The sequence below is a fragment of the Burkholderia sp. 572 genome (assembly GCF_040545135.1).
GTDB classification, from domain to species: Bacteria; Pseudomonadota; Gammaproteobacteria; order Burkholderiales; family Burkholderiaceae; genus Burkholderia; species Burkholderia cepacia.
Genome location: NZ_JBEPLH010000025.1, coordinates 95,141 through 112,238, shown reverse-complemented (window position 1 = coordinate 112,238; position 17,098 = coordinate 95,141). Strand labels below are relative to the sequence as shown.

Sequence of the window (17,098 nt, the reverse complement as noted above, 5' to 3'; positions counted from 1 at the left end):
CGCCATGACGCAGTTCGCACTGCTTTACCCGGAACGATTCAACATTGGAGTCTGAATCTCAACCCCGCCTCACACACGGAATTCCGGATACCTCCGACATCTTTCGTGCTGATACGAAATCCAGCTTGCCAGGGTTTCATAGACGGACGGTTTCGCATCCCGGACCCTCCGAATTGGATTCGCCAGCATCACGGTAATCACGATCCTGCGTTGTGTCTCGCAACTCATGCGCTAATAGGAACAAGTCATCTCTGGAGCCTCGTTAGAATTTCGCTCCGCGACGCAGACCGCCGTCCACCATCGCGCTCGCAGTCAATTGCTGTGCATCGCATCCAGGCCGCTTGGGATGTTGGCCCATAAGGGAATTCGCCACCGCAAGTATGGAGATAACGGACGCAAGTGAGACGTTTTTCAATCTCACACGCTATGTGCGGATAGACTCGCGGTTACAATCAATCAATCAATCAATCGATCAGCGGCGATACAAATTCCGGGATCACAGGCTCGTGCATCAATCGAAATTCTTTGCTGATTATTCTGCTCGACATGCCGCACGCGAAAGGGCTTACCAAGTTTCGCTGATGGCCAGTTGCGTTATCGACTTCAAATAATTTCCGGATGTAATATAGGTTTTATGGAATGCGCGTATATTTTATATGGCGAAATCAAATTCGATGCTCCGAGTCGACCGTCGAAGCATCGGGATTGATCACTTTCATAATTTCGGAAAATAAACTTTATGATGAATAATGTGAGTATTGATACCGACGCCGCCGCAGGCACTCAAAGGTGAGCTGGAATTTGGCTCATTCTCATGATAACTTTCTTGGTTATTTACGTCGGCCTAAATCTTGGTTGGAACCTTCCCCAAGCATTGCAGATCAGATTAGATCATGAAAGATGGTCCAAGCTACAAGGCGCAACATGGAGCCACTCTGATATTCCCGCTTATTTGATGTTTTATTTTCAGTTTATCACTTACGCCCTGATGACAACACTTGGGATTTCAATAATTTATCTATTCCTCTCCAGATCACGAAAATTCCCGATCGCCATTATTGCGTTTCTCGCAGTGCGTGTTCTGCTTGACATATTTTACCTCACCGAACGCCTGGGCATGCCATACTCAGGAGGAGGCGATTATATTAATAATGCAATAAATCTCATTGGGATTTTTATGGGTAGCATCAGTATTTTCTACCTTATTTCGTCCCGCAGAGTGAATAATATATTTATTCGATGAGTGAATGAACAATATTATGCCGGTCAGTTCGCTGAGAGGTGGTGCACAAAGTTGAACGGTCGGACAACAGGTGTTCGACTCAAACCGCTCGCCGGCGCAGAATCGACTGCGCGAGCAGGTCGAGTTCGGGGAGTTGCTCGAGAATCGCCTGGCGGTCGTTCTCTTTGCCGAACCCTTCCAGGCGCTCGCAAAATCGCACCATTTCCGCTTCGTGGATCATCGCGAACGCCCCTTTGATCCGGTGCAGCTGACTCAATATTTCGGTCATGTCATGCGACGCCAGTGCCTGATGGATCGAGCGTCTGGATGCCTCGAGCGACGTTTGTAGTCCGCTGCGCATAGTTTCCGATAACGTACCCCGGGTGGGATCCGGTGCCACCGGCGTAGCCAGCGATGACCCTTTCAAATGACGCACCTGCTCGCGGATCTCGTGGTCGAGTGCCTCGAGCGACAAGGGCTTCAGCAAGACCGCGTCGATTCCCGCGCGCTTGCAGCGTTGACGTTCCTGTTCGGTAGCGTGCGCGGTGATCGCAATGATCGGCACCGGCGCGCCCCGATCACGCAAGAACTCCGCGAGCGTGTAGCCGTCCATCCCCGGCATGTTCAGGTCGGTCAGCACGATGTCGTAGCGATGCTCGCCGAACAGGCGCAGCGCGGCCATTCCGTCGGATGCGACGTCCGATTCGTAGCCGAGGAGTTCGAGCTGATCGTGGATCAGTTCGCGGTTCACCGGATGGTCGTCGACCACCATCACGCGTGCACCGGCAACATCGGGTTCGCCGGGGCTCGGCAAAGGCGTGGCGTCGTCGTCGGCCTCGGTACCCATATCAGCATCGGCGCGCAGTGGCAGCGTCACGACGAAGGTGCTGCCGACGCCTGCTTCGGACGTGCAGTCGATCTCGCCACCCATGAGTTCCGCCAGCTTCTTGCACAGCGACAACCCAAGCCCGGTACCGCCAAAGCGACGCGTGATCGACGCGTCCGCCTGACTGAATTCCTTGAACACGCTCTGTTGCTGCTCCGGCGTCATGCCGATGCCCGAATCGATGACACCGATAACGATCGGCGAATCGCGCGTCGCTTCGTCCTTCGGATACACCTCGAATACCACTTCGCCGCTGTCGGTAAACTTGATCGCGTTGCCGAGCAGATTCATCATGATCTGGCGAATTCGGGTCGAATCTCCCAGATAGCGCGGCGCCAGCGTATCGGCGATCATGCAGTCGAACTGGAGCGCCTTGGCCTGCGCGATCGGGGCGAGGGTGGCCGCCACTTCGCGAGCGAGTTCGGCAAGGTCGAAACGAATCGACTCGACGGACATCTGCCCGGATTCCACCTTGGACAGGTCGAGGATGTCGTTGATGATGCCGAGCAGCGCCGTCGACGACGACATCGCCGTCCGCAGCCGCTTGCTCTGCACGGCCGACAGCGGCGAGCGATCGAGCAGTTCCAGATGGCCGAAGACCGCATTGAGCGGCGTGCGGATTTCATGGCTCATCGTCGCGAGAAACGTCGATTTGGCGCGATTCGCGGCATCGGCCGCGACGCGTGCATCTTTGAGCGTGCGCTCGATGTTCTTGCGGGCCGTGATATCGGTGACATTGCACAGCAGCACGTCGGTGCCCTGATACTTGGTCCGGACGGCGCTCGCGTGCAGGTCGACGATGCTTGCGTCTGCGAGCGGCAACTGCACGTCGAGCCCGGTTTCCCACGCGGTTGCGGGCGGCGCGCGCTTGTAGCGTTCGAGCAATCGTGTGTGCAATGGCGGCTGCGATACGTCAGCGCGTTCGCCCCACTCCCGCATCACATCGTTCTGCAACAGGATCTCGCCGCTTGCGTACGACAGCAGCGCTAGGCCGGACGGCGCGGTCGACACCATTGTGCGATTCAGGTTTTCGCTTTCGAAGATGCGTTGCGAGCGCTCGTAGCCTGGCGTAAAGATCTTCCGGTCGAGGAGAATGACGAACGTCCAGATCACCGCGATCGCGAACAGCATCGCACTGGCATAGCCGGCCAGCCGCACCCAGGTCTCCGCGATGATCGTGCGCCACGAGAACGCATAAAGAAGCATCCAGCCAGCGCCGGCCAACTGATCCCGAAAGACGAAAAAGCCGTCCCGATAATGCAGATCGGGTTTCTTGCTCGCCCATTTAGGTAGCGAAGTCTGCATGATCCGGTGGGTGAGCGCGTTGCCGCGCTCCGCCGGCTCCGTGCTCAGCACGAGCTGGCCGCCCGGATCGATGATCACGGATGCTTCGTCATAGCGGCTGCCTGCAAGGCGGGCACGCAACGTGTCGACCGGCACGTCGGTGACGAAGAACACGAACGGCTTGCCGTGCGCCAGCCCGGCCTGGACTAGGCGGACAACCTGCTTGCCACTGAACGGATCGGCTGTCGGCAATAGCCAGGCCGGGTTGCGATCCTTCAGCAACTGCCGGGCGAGTGCAGACGTGCCTGACTCGCCCAGCACTGGTGCGATCTGTTGCAGCAGCGCGGAGGTGCTGGGTGCGCGATGCGACGCGAGCGGGTTGGCGTCCGCCGGGGCCGGCTGGATCGTAAGGAAATGGCCGTCCGGACTATAAAAGTAGCCGGACAGCAAACGCCCTTGAACCTTGGTGTAAGCCCCCACGCGATAGCTGAAATCCTCCGCGAGGGCAAGATATCGGGCCAGGTTCGTCCGGTCGGGCGACGACGGAATGTCGCCAAGCACCAGCAGCGGGTCGAAATTGGGATTGCCTTGCAGTACGAGGCGGCCGTGCTCGGCCACGAACGTGTCGACGAGGGTCGGATCGGCAGGCTGACGTTGGTCCCAGACGGACTCCTCGTGCACGATGCCGACTTTCAATGCACTTTCCCGTGCGGTCAGTTCCAGCTGCACCAGAACCTTGCGCACGCCGAATTCCGCAGCCCGTTCGGCGACATAATCCTTGACCAGCGAATACAGCACGACAACGGTCACGAGCACGAACACGATCGAAACCAGCGCGCCGCCCCCGTACAGCATCGCGCGCTGATATCGATTCAACGCTTGCGGCTCGGCAGCGTCTGGTGCTGGCGGCGTGGCGGGGGCGGGGCCGTTCGAAAGCGGGTCACCCTGTGTTGGTTGGGCCATGAGCGACGAAGCGGTCGGACGAGGAAATCAATCACGTGGAGATCGAATCGCACGGCGTAACGTGCCGTCGACGGCCACCATCGTGCCTGAACCATTGCGCCCTCGATTCTAATCGTACCGGCACCAAAAGCAACGCGATGCTGAAACCGTGCTGGGGCGGTCGATTTCTTACACTCATGAAAGACAGTTCGTATAAGTCCGATTCCATTTCGAATCGGTCAAATTGGTTGGTATGAGCGCGGTCGTTACACTCGCTTCAACTGCTGCAGGGCTCTGCGGCGCGATGGCCGATTGAAGCGACGCGTGCGATTCGACGCGCTCTACTGGTTGCGTGCCGCGATGGTATTTCGATACGTCGCCGTTCATGTCCGCAGTTCCCGTTCCCTTACTGCGAGGCATTCCGCGATGCGGCCGATTCATTCCCATTTCCGTCAAGCATATCAATCCACGACCGAGGCAGGTGTTTCGATGCGTTCACGCCGCCGGCTTGCGCTCGGCGTGGTGTCGTGCGCCGTGCTGTTGCTCGGCCTGACCGGAACGCTTGAGGCCGCGTCGAAGCGGCAATCCGCGGCGCTCGACGCGACGTCGGCGGCGACACGGGGCGCGAGCGAGCCCCTGGCCTATGAAACGGCTTCCGTCATCACGCGAAAGTCGGCCCGGCTGACGCTGTTCGATGCCGCGCTGGTGTCGATCGGCCGTCAACCTGTCGATCAGGCCGTAGCCGCTGCGTCGTTGCGCGACGATCTGTCTGCCTATCCGTTCATCCTGTTGTCGCGCGACACCTCGGTGCTCGTCTCGATGTGTGGCGTCGATACCGCGCTATGCGCGGTCAAGCCGTCCGGCAGCGGCGCGGCGGTGGCCACGGCTACGCCGGTCGAACCCACGGCGGTCGCATCCGCGGCGTCCGCCGCATCGCGTGCCGCTACGGGGAGTCGTTTCGAGACCACGGCCTTCGTGTTGCCGGAAGAAGATTCCGGCGTGCGCGCGGGGGCGATCGTCCGCAACCTGGGCGAGACGCTCAAGCAGGCGGATCTCCCGCCTGGCGTCGCCGCGCAGGTGCTACGCATTTTCGATACGCGCGTCAACCTGAAAGCCGGCGCGCACGCTAACGACAGTTACCGGATTCTCTACGAGCGTATCGATCATGGCAGCGCGCCGACGCGACGCCTGCGCGTCAGCGCCGTCGAGATCCGGCTGGGCGGCAAGCTTTACCGTGCCGCATGGTTCCAGGCGAAGGGGCAGAAGAGTGGCGCGTACTACGCGTTCGACGGTCAGCCACTCGCGGCCGCGCCGTTCGTGATCCCGGTTTCGCACCAGCGCATCAGTTCGCCGTTCGGGATGAGAATCCATCCGGTGCACGGCGAGCGGCATGGCCATTCCGGTGTCGATTTTGCGGCGCCCACCGGCACGCCGGTGCAGGCGGCCAGCGCGGGCAAGGTCCGGTTCGTCGGTTGGGAGCCCGGCTACGGCAACTACGTGGTGGTGCAGCATCCGGGCGGGCATACGACGTGGTATGCCCACCTGTCCGCGTTCGAGAAAGGGCTGCGCTCGGGCATGCCGGTGACGCAGGGGCAGCGCCTCGGTGCGGTTGGCAGTACCGGCACGGCGACGGGGCCACATCTGCATTTCGAGGTGCGAGCGAACAATGTGCCGATCGAACCGCTCGGTTTCATTGCGCGGACGACGCCGCAGCGGCTGGCCGGCGAGCAGCGCGTGGCGTTCAATCGTACGGTCCAGGGCGTGCGAACGCAGTTTGCCGCATTGCTGGCCACGCCAAACATGGCGTCGGTCGAAGCGCGTGCCCACACATCGTAAGCGGGTGACTCATCAACGCGCCCCGTCAGCGTGACGCTGACGGGGCGCTCGTTCAGACCACGGCGTTGCGGTGTTCAGGTCGCGATGACCGTCCTTCCTCATTTCCACTAGGCCCGGATCCCAAGAATAAAAATATCCCGTGGCTGCTCGTCGGAAACCACGCACGATAGAACCTCGTCAGCACTTCGCACAGTGCAAAGTTAATTCGCAATCGCCAAGTTTCATCTCGGCTACTCCTGTCGCGATAGCTTGAGCTGTTGCACGGCAAATACACGCGCGTCGTCATTTAACAGAATTTAGCCATTCGGCACGGGCGCCATCGATTCGTCTGGTGATGCGGCCCCCGAGGGGGCCATACGTGTCGCTGCGCCTTATCCCGATTTATTTCGTACCAGTCTGATGTGTGGCGGAACTCGTCCAATTCTATTCCCCCACCAAATCTTCAAAATTCATCTTGTTCACTGGCCTGTCTGAGTGCTCAGTGAATACCTCCAATCGATGCTGGCTGTCCGGCTGGCACCAGACTCTCTGACTAAGGACATTTGCGAAAATGAGTACTGTGAAGCTTGCCGTGGTGGACGGCAACACGATCAATCAAACGCTGGACCTGCGTGCGTCGAAGCAAGGCGCGCCGGCCCGGGTCAAGGCCGTGAAAGGTGGCAAGTTCATCCTGGCCGACAGCCAGACGGGCCATGGCCCGGAGAACGTCACGGTGCGCCGTGTCGGCAAGAACCTGCACCTGAGCCTGGAAGGCACCGATCTCGAGCAGCCGCAGCTGATCATCGAGGACTTCTACGGCAACGAAGGGTCGCTGGTCGGCCTCGGCGAAGACGGCGCTTATCACCAATACATTTCGTCCGATGCGGACGACGATCAAGCGATTGCGATGCTTGCCGACGGCAATGCGTCGCCGCAGGTGCTGGGCGCGGAGAAGCTCGCGGGTTTCGATGCGAACAGCCTGGTGGCGGGCGCTGGCGCGGGCCTGGGCACCCTTGGCGGCCTGGGCCTGTTCGGCCTTGCCGCACTTGGCATGCTGGGCGCGGCAGCCGCGGCCGGCGCGTTCAGCAAGGGCGATCGCCCGACGAGCGGCGGCGACAATGGCGGTGGCGACGGTGGCGGCGGTGGCAATGGCGAGCGCCCCAAGGCACCGTCGGTCGATGGCGTGGTCGACAACGTCGGCAGCGTCACGGGCCCGATCGCCAACGGCGGCGTGACCGACGATCGTCGGCCGGTGTTCAGCGGCAAGGGCGACACGCCTGGTAACCGCATTGAGCTGTGGGACGGCGACAAGAAGATCGGCGAAACGGTCGTGAAGGAAGACGGCACGTGGGAGCTGCAACCCACTTCGCCGCTCGACAACGGCCCGCACGATATCGTCGCGGTGGAAGTCGACAAGAACGGCAACAAGAGCGATCCGTCGGACCGCTTCGAGTTCGTCGTCGACACGATTGCGCCGAACCAGCCGACCATCGAGTCGATCTATGACAACGTCGAGCCGATGGGCGACATCGAGCCGGGCGGCGCGACCAACGACAACCGGCCGACGCTGTCGGGCCGCGGCGAGCCGGGCGCGCGCCTGGAAGTGTTCGCCAATGGCGAAAAGATCGGCGAAACGACGGTCGATGCGGACGGCAACTGGACGTTCCGTCCGGAGCAGCCGCTGGCGGACGGTCCGCAGGAATTCACCACGGTGGCGACTGATGCGGCGGGCAACGTCGGGTTGCCGTCGGATCCCGTGACGGTGATCGTGGATACGTACGTTCCGGAAAAGCCGGTGGTCGGCGATGTGACCGATAACGTTGGCGATATCACGGGCCCGATCGACAACGGTGGGGTGACAGACGACGACCGCCCGACGTTTACCGGCGGCGGCCAGCGCCCGGGCGACACGGTGACGATCGTCGACGAGAACGGCAATCCGATCGGCTCGGCCATCGTGGACGACGACGGTAACTGGACTGTCCAGCCGGAAGAACCGCTGGACGATGGCAACCATCGTCTGGAACTGATCGTGACGACGCCGGGCGGCAATACCTCGCAGCCGTCGGATCCGTGGGATCTGATCGTCGACACGGAGCCGCCGGCTCAGCCGACGATCGGCGATGTCTGGGACAACACAGATCCGTCGAACCTGGTGCCGATTGGCGAGGATGGGTCGACGAAGGACACGACGCCGGTGATCGGTGGCGTGGGCGAGCCCGGCAACACGATCATCGTGATCGTCGATGGCGAAGAGGTCGGTACCGCGATCGTGGGCGACGATGGCCGCTGGACATATGAGCTGGAGCAGCCGCTGACGGAAGGCGAGCACAAGTTCGAAGTGATCGAGCGCGATCCGGCAGGCAATCGCTCGGAGACATCGGAACCGGTGACGGTGATTGTCGATACGACGCCGCCGGACGCGCCGCGCATCGGGGAAGTGATCGATAACGTGGGCGATCAGACTGGCCCGCTGAACCCTGGCGATGTAACGGACGACGCGAACCCTACGGTGCGCGGCGTGGCGGAGCCGCATTCGCTCGTGACGCTGTACGACGGCGATCGCGTGGTTGGCAGCGCATACGCAGACGCAAACGGCGACTGGGTGATCACGACGGATACGCTGCTGAACGGCTCACACTCGCTGACGGTGAAGGCAACGGACGCGGCGGGCAACGTGAGCGAGCCGAGCGATCCGTTCGATTTCTCGCTGGTGACGGGGGGCACCCCGGGAGCGCCGTCGATCGTGAACGTGTTCGACAACGTGGGCGACGTCACGGGCAACGTTGAAAAGGACGGTGTGACGGACGACACGCGTCCGACGATCAAGGGCACGGCACAGCCGGGCATGCTGGTACGCCTCTACGACGTGGTCGACGGCGTGGAAGTGGAAGTGGGTAGCGCGTATGCGAATGAGGATGGCTGGTGGGAAATCCGTCCGGACGAAGCGCACGCACTGTCGGAAGGCATGCACAACCTGAAGGCGACGTCAGAGGACGCGGCGGGCAACGTGAGCCCGGCGACGGGCCTGTATCCGATCGAGGTCGATACGACAGCGCCGGACGCACTGGAAGAGTTGACGCTGACCGACGACGTGGGCGACAAGGTGGGACCAATCGAGAACGGCGATACGACGGACGACGCGCGTCCGACGTTCTCGGGCCGCGGCGAGCCGGGCACGACGATCATCTTCCGCGATGGCGATGAGGTGATCGGCAGCACGATCGTCCTCGAAGACGGGAATTGGAGCTGGGAGCCGGCCGAGGCGCTGGCGGATGGCCCGCACTCGCTCACCGCGCAGCCGGTGGATGCGGCTGGCAACAAGGGGCCGATCAGCGAACCGATCGACTTTGTGGTGGACACGCGCGACGTGGAGGTTTCGATCACGTCGGTGCTGGACAACGTAGGCGTCGAGCAGGGGCCGGTCGCGCCGAATGGCGTGACGGACGACACGACACCGACAGTGGTCGGCCGTGCGACGCCGGGCGGCGTGGTGAGGATCTACGACGGCGAGACGCTGCTGGGTTCGGCGGAGGTGGATGAGAACGGCGACTGGTCATTCCCGGTTCCGACGGCGATGGCACTGTCGGAAGGCATGCACACGCTGAACGTAACGGTGACGGTGCCGGGGCAAAATGAAAGCGCACCGACGACGTTCTCGTTCGAGGTGGATACGACTGCGCCGAGCACGGGCGAGATCGGTGAGATTCACGACGACGTGGGCGAGTTTCAGGGCAACATCGAACCGGGCGCGACGACGGACGACAATACGCCGACGCTGAACGGGACGGCCGAGCCGAATTCGGTGGTGTTCATCCGCAACGGCAATACGGTGATCGGCTCGACGCAAGTCAAGGGCGATGGTATCTGGAACTTTACGCCGGAGAACCCGCTGGCCGACGGCACGTACAACTTCAACATCGTGGTGCGGGATGCGGCAGGCAACGAATCGCAGCCGTCGGATTCGTGGACGGTCATTATCGATACGCAAATGCCGACAGCCCAGGCGATCGTAGCCGATATGGGCAAGGATAGCGGGTTTGACGGCCAGGATTTCGTGACCAATGACGGTTCGGCCGGACGCCTCATCAGCGGCACGCTGACGGCCGCGCTGGCCGCCGGTGAGAAGGTTCAGGTATCGATGGATGGTGGCGCGACATGGCATGACGCGCTTATGGGTGGCAATGACAACTGGATGTTCCAGGACAACAGCAGTCATGCAAGCAGCTGGGAGATCCAGACGCGTGTCGTTAATGCGGCGGGCAATAGCGGTCAGGTGTATTCGCAGGAAGTGACGCTGGATATGACGGCCCCGGATGCACCAATGAATGTCGAGCGGGTCGGAGATGTCGTCACGGTTTCATTCGATCCCAGCGGGGTGGTGGCAGGCGACCGGATCAATCTTGTGATCGGCGAATTCCATTTCGACCGTGAATTGTCGGAAATGGAGATCAATGCGGGAGTCGTGCAAGTAACTGTACCGGCAACGGCAAGTGGGACGGTAATGGCCTTTCTTGCGGATCAAGCCGGAAATGCATCTGCTTCACGAATGCAGGGTCTTAGTGATACAGAAAGCTTCGCAGGGACTAATGTTATTTCTGTCGGTGAGCGTCAGTCATTCGGATTACTAACTGTACATAATGTTTCAGGTGGGGATGTTTTCAATGGATCAGCTGCAGGTCCTGGTTCAATTGACGGTCTTTGGGTGGGGCGCGGCGCCGGTTCTTTAAATTTTTTGGTGGATATTGAGCTGAATAATCAATACACGAGCGTATCGTTTGATTCGGCGTGGTCGGATGGTGATGCTGCAAACCATGTGAATTTTTATGGAAAAGATGGTGCTTTGCTTGGTTCTGTAACTCTCAATAATGATGGTTTAAGTAGTGGAAATTATTCTTTCTCGGCTCCCGCTGGAGAGTTAATTCATAGAATCGAATTGGATGTTAATGATCCAAATGGAGTATTGTTCTTTAACTTTAATATGGAAAATGATGGCGGATTGTTCATTCCGGTAGATCAAGTAATTAACAATTCTGGTCAATACTACGGCACCGCTGATGAGGATATTTTCTCCATTGTCGACGTGAGTGTTCTTTTGAATGCTGATATGTCGATCCATGGCAACGGCGGTACGGACACACTGAAGCTCACGGGTGAAGATCAGATGCTGGACCTCACGAACCTGCAGGGCAAGCTGTCGTCGATCGAGATCATCGACCTCACCGGCACGGGCAACAACACGCTCAAGTTGTCGCTGGGCGATGTGCTTGAGCAGGGCGGCCATGACCTGTTCGTCACCGACGGCAAGACCCAGATGATGATCAAGGGTGCCGCCGGCGATGTGGTTCAGCTGTCCGACCTGCTTCCTGACGGAGTCGACGTCGGTGACTGGGCGCAGCAAGCCGGCACCGTGACGGTGGAAGGCACGACGTACAACGTCTTCTTCCACTCGGGCATGAATGCCGAACTGCTGGTTCAGCAGGGTGTGACCACGAATCTCGAGAACCACTGACCTTTAACCCCAGCCCCGGCGGCGCAAGCCGCCGGGGTCTAACCTGACAAAACATTCACAGTCACGAGCGAACTAGCTTGTGCTGAGCAAACTATTGGATCAATCATGAAAGGCATTCAAACCATCAAGCATGTTGCGCTCGCCAGCGCAATGGTGCTGGGGATCGCGGCAGCACCGGCGTTCGCCCAGCAATATCAGACCGACGACTCGATGGCCGTCTCGGCCGCCGGCACGCAAGCAGGCAAGGTGTTCGGCATGAACTACGCGCCGGTCGGCCAGGTCGCGTCGAACCAGGTGCAGGTTGTGTACTATCGTGCGCAAACTGCGGGCGGCAACGCGAAAGCGGCGAACGTCTACGTCGACGGTCACTTCCAGACCGCGCTGCGGCCGAACGGCTACACGGCATTCTGCGTGCAGCCGGGCAATCATACGATCGGCGCGTACCTGAACGATGCACCTGAGTATCGTGGCAAGACAACGAACCAGTTCGAGGCGAACCTGAAGGCGGGTGCGACCTACTTCCTGAAGGTGCAGGAAGGCGGCAACGGCGCACCGGTCGCGGTGTCGCGCGAACAGGCCGAACGCGAGCTGCAGGGCGCGCGCGCACAAGTGCATGCGCTGTCGCGTGCCGCGACGACGGTCGCCTGCAACGTGTCGCAGCAGGTTGCGGCACCGGCCGCGCTGCCCGCACCGCAATTCAAGGACTACACGCTGAGCGGCGATCTGCTGTTTGCGTTCGGCAAGTCCGGCTACGGCGACATCACCGGCCGTGGGCGTGAAGCGGTCGGCCGCCTGGTCGAGCAGATGCGCGCGGAAAACACGACGCTGTCGCAAATCATGGTAATCGGCCACGCCGATCAGATCGGTTCGGACGCGGCTGCCGAGAAGCTCGGTGCGGCGCGCGCGGCCACCGTGCGCCGGATGCTGATCGAGCGCGGTTTGCCGGCCGCGAAGATTGCGACGGAGAGCGCGGGCAACAGCGAGCCGGTGGTGGAGGCCTGCAGCGGTAGCCAGCAGCAACGCATTGCGTGCTATGCACCGAACCGTCGCGTGGTGGTGCGGGTCGACGCGAGCCGTCCCGCCTGAGCGGGGCCGGGATCGCCCGCGCCAACGGGCGGGGGCGATCAGGATGAATGGGTGTGCATAGATGCAGACCCGTTCTGAACGGCGATCGACGATGAGGACCAAACAACCTACTCCGGCAGCGGCGGAGACGCTCGTGCGATATGCTGCCTTGCAGGACACCGACCAGGCGTCCTTCCATTCCGCGATCAACGAGTACGTGCTGGCTTCGCCGAGCAGCAAACGCAAGCTGGTGGAATCGTGGGTGACGCACTGTGCGCAAACGCAACGCGATGCGTAACGAGCCCTGATCGACACCAGTACATTTACTTCATACAGGGCGGCGCTTTGCGTCGCCCTTTTTCGTTTACGTCCGGCATGTACCCAGGTGCGATGGGATGGGACGTTGAAAAGGGATTTTCCGTATCGAGGACCAATCCATCGGACGCTGGTTCTCGCCTGTTTCGCGACATCGCTCGCAAGCAAATCGCATGCGAACCTTTGCCGCTGTCGCCCGCACTTGACGCTTGCCGCCCATAGCAAGGATGTCGTCCCGCGGAGGCTGAGAGCGACGATAGAGGCAGAAAATCTGCTCGACAGAATCAATGCTCCCCGGTTTCACCGAACTTCTCGCGAATCGGCACCTTCAGTGTGGTCCGGCCGGCGGGATCTCGTGGAGATACAGGGTCGGGCCGCCCGGAGTATGGTCCTCGATATTGCCGCGTAGCGGGATGGACGGTAGCGGCGCGACTGCATCGGCATCGAGGCCCACGCTTGTCGGCGACTAAAGCTGTGTGGCAATGGATCGTAAGTCCGCTAGTTGGAGGCTTCTGAACATTCTTTGCTAAAAAAGTAGGGTCGATCGTGAGGGGCTGTAGTCGGCGTGCTACGTGCCGACAATGCAAGTGCGCTGCAGAGAGCGAGCCTGCCGGCGGGCGCCCGCAGGATTCGGCTTGCGAATGTGCGGGGGACTGATCGGCGCGTTTGCGGGGGATGGAGCGACGACTGTCCGGATTATCTGGAATGTTCGGTTCGCGCCCGTATGCGTGTACGGAATGAGCGGCGGCCGGCTTGTCGAAGTGAATGCGGAGGCCGTCTGGCGAGCGGAATGTCGGGATGAAATCGGGGTGTGGAGAAATATGACTGAACGGGTTTGAAAACCGGCACACGAGAATCTCGTCCGTCGCGCGTGCGGTTCACGGACAGCACGCAGCCCCTGACTATCAGCGTTCGGTCACTTCGAGAACCGCGTCCGAACTAAAGTCCATGAGGTCGGCGATTTTCGCTGCGCCAGCGGGAATCACCGATTCAACGGTCAGCGTCGCGAGCAGGGTTCGCCCGCGCGCGTCGATACCTTGCGCGGTAGAGAGCGTGATCGAATGCCCGACCGAGAAGGCGATGGCGTCCGCGGGCGCCGCAGTCCCCCTGTTCGTCTGCAACTGTACTTTCCGCCCATCAAGCATTGCGTCGCCGAGCGTCAGCCGTGTGGTACCTAGCGTGCCGAACGCGAGGTCGCCGTTTGTATTCGACCGTCCCCTCAGCGAGAGCGACAGTGTGGTGGGTGCCGGGCAGGTGACGGAGAGCGGGAGTGTGCGTTTGCCTAACGTCAGCCCTTGCTTGCCGATCTGCCGCAGCTCGCCGGCGGCATGCTGGCCGTACTCGACGATCCCCTGTCCGATGGACACGTCGCATTTGCGTTGCACTGGCCGCACGATTGGCAGTGGCTGGAAACGATCGTGTCCGACGGGCGCCACGTGCAGTGGGAGCGAAGGCTGTGCGTTCGCGTTAGCAAGCGGCACGCCGATCGCGATCAGCGCAACGAGCGCCGGAATGCGTCGGTAGAGGGGGCGGGGCTTCATTGTGATTCCTTCAGCTGGCTGCGCCGACGCGGCATTGCGCGTCGGCGCGTTCATAGGGGGCGTCGGCATCCGGTTTGTCCGTGAGTGCGAAGTCCAGCGCGCATTCATTGCCGATCGCGTCGCGAACGATCAGCGTCGGAGGCGCGCCGGCGCCGATGTCCGGCAGGAAAACGGCGCCGTCGTCGCCGACGAGCGTGACGACATTGCCGCTGCCGTCGTTGACCGACGCGCCGCGGGGCAGGTGATTGCCATAGTTGTCCCGGGCGGTCAGCAGCGCGCGGCGGACCTTGATCACATCGAACGTGACGTCGCTGACGCCGCCGCGCCCCGACGTCACCGGTTGGTAGCCATTGACTAGATCGACGTGACGGGCGAGGGTCTTGGTAGCGACTTCGATCCGGCCGGTGCTGTACGCGGGCAGCGACGCGATGATTGCGCGGCCGGCGCCATCGGTCCAGACACGACCGGCCGGCGTGTTGACACCGACGCCCGGGAGGTCGCCCACGCGGATGATGCCGAACGTATCGCGGACCGGATACGGCGAGAGCGTCACGCCATGGCCGTGCAGTACCGCGCCGCCCGACGCCTGCGCCGAGAACGACGAGTTGTTGCCGGATACGCTTGAACCGAACGCGAGCTGTGTGTAGCGCGGCGTGACGTTGAGGCTGCCGCTGAACGCTGGCTGCCTGCTGTGGTCGTTGTAGGCAGCCGACAGCGAGTAATTCGCATAGTCGTTGATTGCCGCGCTCGTGCGGACGCCAACGCTCTGGCGCTTGTCCGCACGGCTCACGTAGAGCGAATTGCTGTTGGGGCCGAGCGAGAACGTGGCGGTGGCGAACAGGTTGGTGCCGGTGTGGCTTCGTTCGCTGGAACCCATGTCGCGGTCGAGCGACACGGACAGGCTGACGGGGCCGAACTGCCGCCCCCACGACATGAACATTCGCTTTGAGCCCGATCCACCGAACGTCGACGCACTGCTGTAGCTGATGCCGATCGCACCGAGCTTCGTATTCGACCATGTCATCCCCAGCGTACGCTGGAGCTGCGGGCGCGCGTCAAACCACGGCCCGTCATCGAGCGTCGGCTCGTCGGGGCGGGACGAGCGTCCGACCGTTTCGAGCACGTCCCGGAAACCGGGCGTGCGGCGTGTCTCAGACGCGCTCAGCGAGAAATTCCACGGCAATTGCACCGCCCCCAGCATCATGGTCTGGATGCCGCGTTCGCCGACGCGCCGATCGTCGGCGGCCGTCACCTGGGCACTGAAGGTGGCGCCTGACCACGGCAGCGTATCGATCCGGCCGCCGATCGAACGATGGCCGTCCGTGAGCGACGCCGCGCCGGTCAGGTTGGCCTGTTTGCCGAGCGACACGCCATAGGTTGCGCTTGCGAGCCAGATCTGCCCGCCAGTGTCGGCCGAAATACCGCGTACCTTGCCGATCGCGAAGCTGGGGCCGGTCGGCGGTTCGATATTGACTTGCTGCAGCGCGGCTGTCGGCACGACGAACGAGTGTTGCGAGCCGTCGGTTTCGACGACGGTGACCGTCACGTCACGTGCGGTCGATGTCAACGGCACATCCGACAACGTAAACGGGCCCGGCGGGACGACGGTCGAATGAATCAGGATGCCGTTCTGGCGCACCTCGACGCGGGCCTGCGAGTTTGCGATGCCCTGGATCAACGATTGCCCGGTGGTGTGCGGCGCTAGCGCCTGTTCCGGGAAGAACTGGATGCCGTCGAGCGGCACGCCGCCGACGATCTCGACCTGCGTGTTGATCTGCCCGAACTGGAAAACCGACCCGTAGCGGTCGAACGTGCGTTGTGCGTACGCGGTCAGGTGATCCCATTGCTGGGTGCCGTTGCGGGCCGAAAAATAATCCTGGGTGCGCACGATCCAGCCGTCGTAGTTGAATCCGGCTTCAGTCGACGCCTGCATGAACTGGCTGGTACCGCTCGCGTAGCGATTGTGGGTCGCAACCATTCTGTAGTTGAGGATGCCGGCTGCGCCGCGCTGGCTGAATTCGCGCGTCTGCGCCTCGCGTGCGGCCTGCGCTTCCGGCGGTGCGACGATGTCGATCGTCTGCTGTGCCGGATTCAAGCGCACGATCGTCGTCGGATAGGTGTCGACGAAGGCGCGACAAGCGGGCGAGACCACACGCGCGGTGTCGGCGGCCACGTCGGCCGCGCCGGCCTCCGGTGCGATGTCGACGGGCTTCAGGCGTGCCGCTTGAAGGAATGCGGCGTCCATGCACAGCCGGCCGTCGTCGTCAAACGTCGCGTTGACCCGGCCGATCTTTTGCCCGTTGACGACGAGATCGACCGGCGTGTTGGCCCCGATGAAGCGAGCGGATGACTTGAAGCGCTCGGCGATGGCGGGATCGATGCCACGGGCGCGCAGCACATCCGGATCGAACATCGACTCGGCTGCATCGACGGGGCCGATCGCGCCGAACGCCGCCACGACGAGGGCGGCGCATCGGGTGAGCGCGGGCAGGCGTGGGCGGCGAAAGTCGGACATG

General features: G+C 61.7%; 8 protein-coding genes. 5 read left to right on the top strand and 3 right to left on the bottom strand.

From position 1 onward, the window contains the following. The first annotated feature begins 814 nt into the window (after positions 1-814). The gene (locus ABIC51_RS34100; RefSeq protein WP_354006911.1) at positions 815-1,243 is read left to right on the top strand and encodes a DUF2569 family protein; all 429 of its coding nucleotides are present in this window, start codon (positions 815-817) and stop codon (positions 1,241-1,243) included. 79 nt (positions 1,244-1,322) lie between these two features. On the opposite strand, the gene ABIC51_RS34095 is transcribed toward ABIC51_RS34100, so the two are convergent. Further along, positions 1,323-4,268 carry a hybrid sensor histidine kinase/response regulator gene (locus ABIC51_RS34095; RefSeq protein WP_354006910.1) on the bottom strand — a complete coding sequence of 982 codons (2,946 nt, stop codon included), beginning with the start codon at positions 4,266-4,268 and terminating at the stop codon, positions 1,323-1,325. A gap of 555 nt (positions 4,269-4,823) precedes the next feature. Between ABIC51_RS34095 and ABIC51_RS34090 the strand changes: the two genes are divergently transcribed. The 4 genes from ABIC51_RS34090 to ABIC51_RS34075 all read left to right on the top strand — a co-directional run bounded on the left by ABIC51_RS34090 (position 4,824) and on the right by ABIC51_RS34075 (position 13,024). After that, on the top strand, positions 4,824-6,170 hold the full coding sequence (locus ABIC51_RS34090; RefSeq protein ID WP_354006909.1) for a M23 family metallopeptidase: 1,347 nt from the start codon (positions 4,824-4,826) through the stop codon (positions 6,168-6,170). A 550-nt stretch (positions 6,171-6,720) separates the two neighbouring features. Then, the gene (locus ABIC51_RS34085; protein WP_354006908.1) at positions 6,721-11,661 is read left to right on the top strand and encodes an Ig-like domain-containing protein; all 4,941 of its coding nucleotides are present in this window, start codon (positions 6,721-6,723) and stop codon (positions 11,659-11,661) included. 105 nt (positions 11,662-11,766) lie between these two features. Continuing rightward, complete coding sequence (locus ABIC51_RS34080) at positions 11,767-12,747, top strand: OmpA family protein (RefSeq protein WP_354006907.1); 981 nt, start codon at positions 11,767-11,769, stop codon at positions 12,745-12,747. A 133-nt stretch (positions 12,748-12,880) separates the two neighbouring features. Next, positions 12,881-13,024 (top strand): hypothetical protein, encoded by a 144-nt coding sequence (locus ABIC51_RS34075; protein ID WP_354006906.1) that lies wholly within the window; start codon positions 12,881-12,883, stop codon positions 13,022-13,024. A 922-nt stretch (positions 13,025-13,946) separates the two neighbouring features. Here ABIC51_RS34075 and ABIC51_RS34070 read toward each other — a convergent pair. Beyond that, on the bottom strand, positions 13,947-14,582 hold the full coding sequence (locus tag ABIC51_RS34070) for a DUF1120 domain-containing protein (protein ID WP_354006905.1): 636 nt from the start codon (positions 14,580-14,582) through the stop codon (positions 13,947-13,949). A 10-nt stretch (positions 14,583-14,592) separates the two neighbouring features. After that, positions 14,593-17,097 carry a fimbria/pilus outer membrane usher protein gene (locus ABIC51_RS34065; protein ID WP_354006904.1) on the bottom strand — a complete coding sequence of 835 codons (2,505 nt, stop codon included), beginning with the start codon at positions 17,095-17,097 and terminating at the stop codon, positions 14,593-14,595. Position 17,098: the final 1 nt, after the last annotated feature.

Coding starts and splice junctions, on each gene's coding strand:
- ABIC51_RS34100 (WP_354006911.1), top strand. CDS start 815: ATGATAACTTTCTTGGTTATTTACGTCGGCCTAAATCTTGGTTGGAAC.
- ABIC51_RS34085 (WP_354006908.1), top strand. CDS start 6,721: ATGAGTACTGTGAAGCTTGCCGTGGTGGACGGCAACACGATCAATCAA.
- ABIC51_RS34070 (WP_354006905.1), bottom strand. CDS start 14,582: ATGAAGCCCCGCCCCCTCTACCGACGCATTCCGGCGCTCGTTGCGCTG.
- ABIC51_RS34065 (WP_354006904.1), bottom strand. CDS start 17,097: ATGTCCGACTTTCGCCGCCCACGCCTGCCCGCGCTCACCCGATGCGCC.
- ABIC51_RS34080 (WP_354006907.1), top strand. CDS start 11,767: ATGAAAGGCATTCAAACCATCAAGCATGTTGCGCTCGCCAGCGCAATG.
- ABIC51_RS34090 (WP_354006909.1), top strand. CDS start 4,824: ATGCGTTCACGCCGCCGGCTTGCGCTCGGCGTGGTGTCGTGCGCCGTG.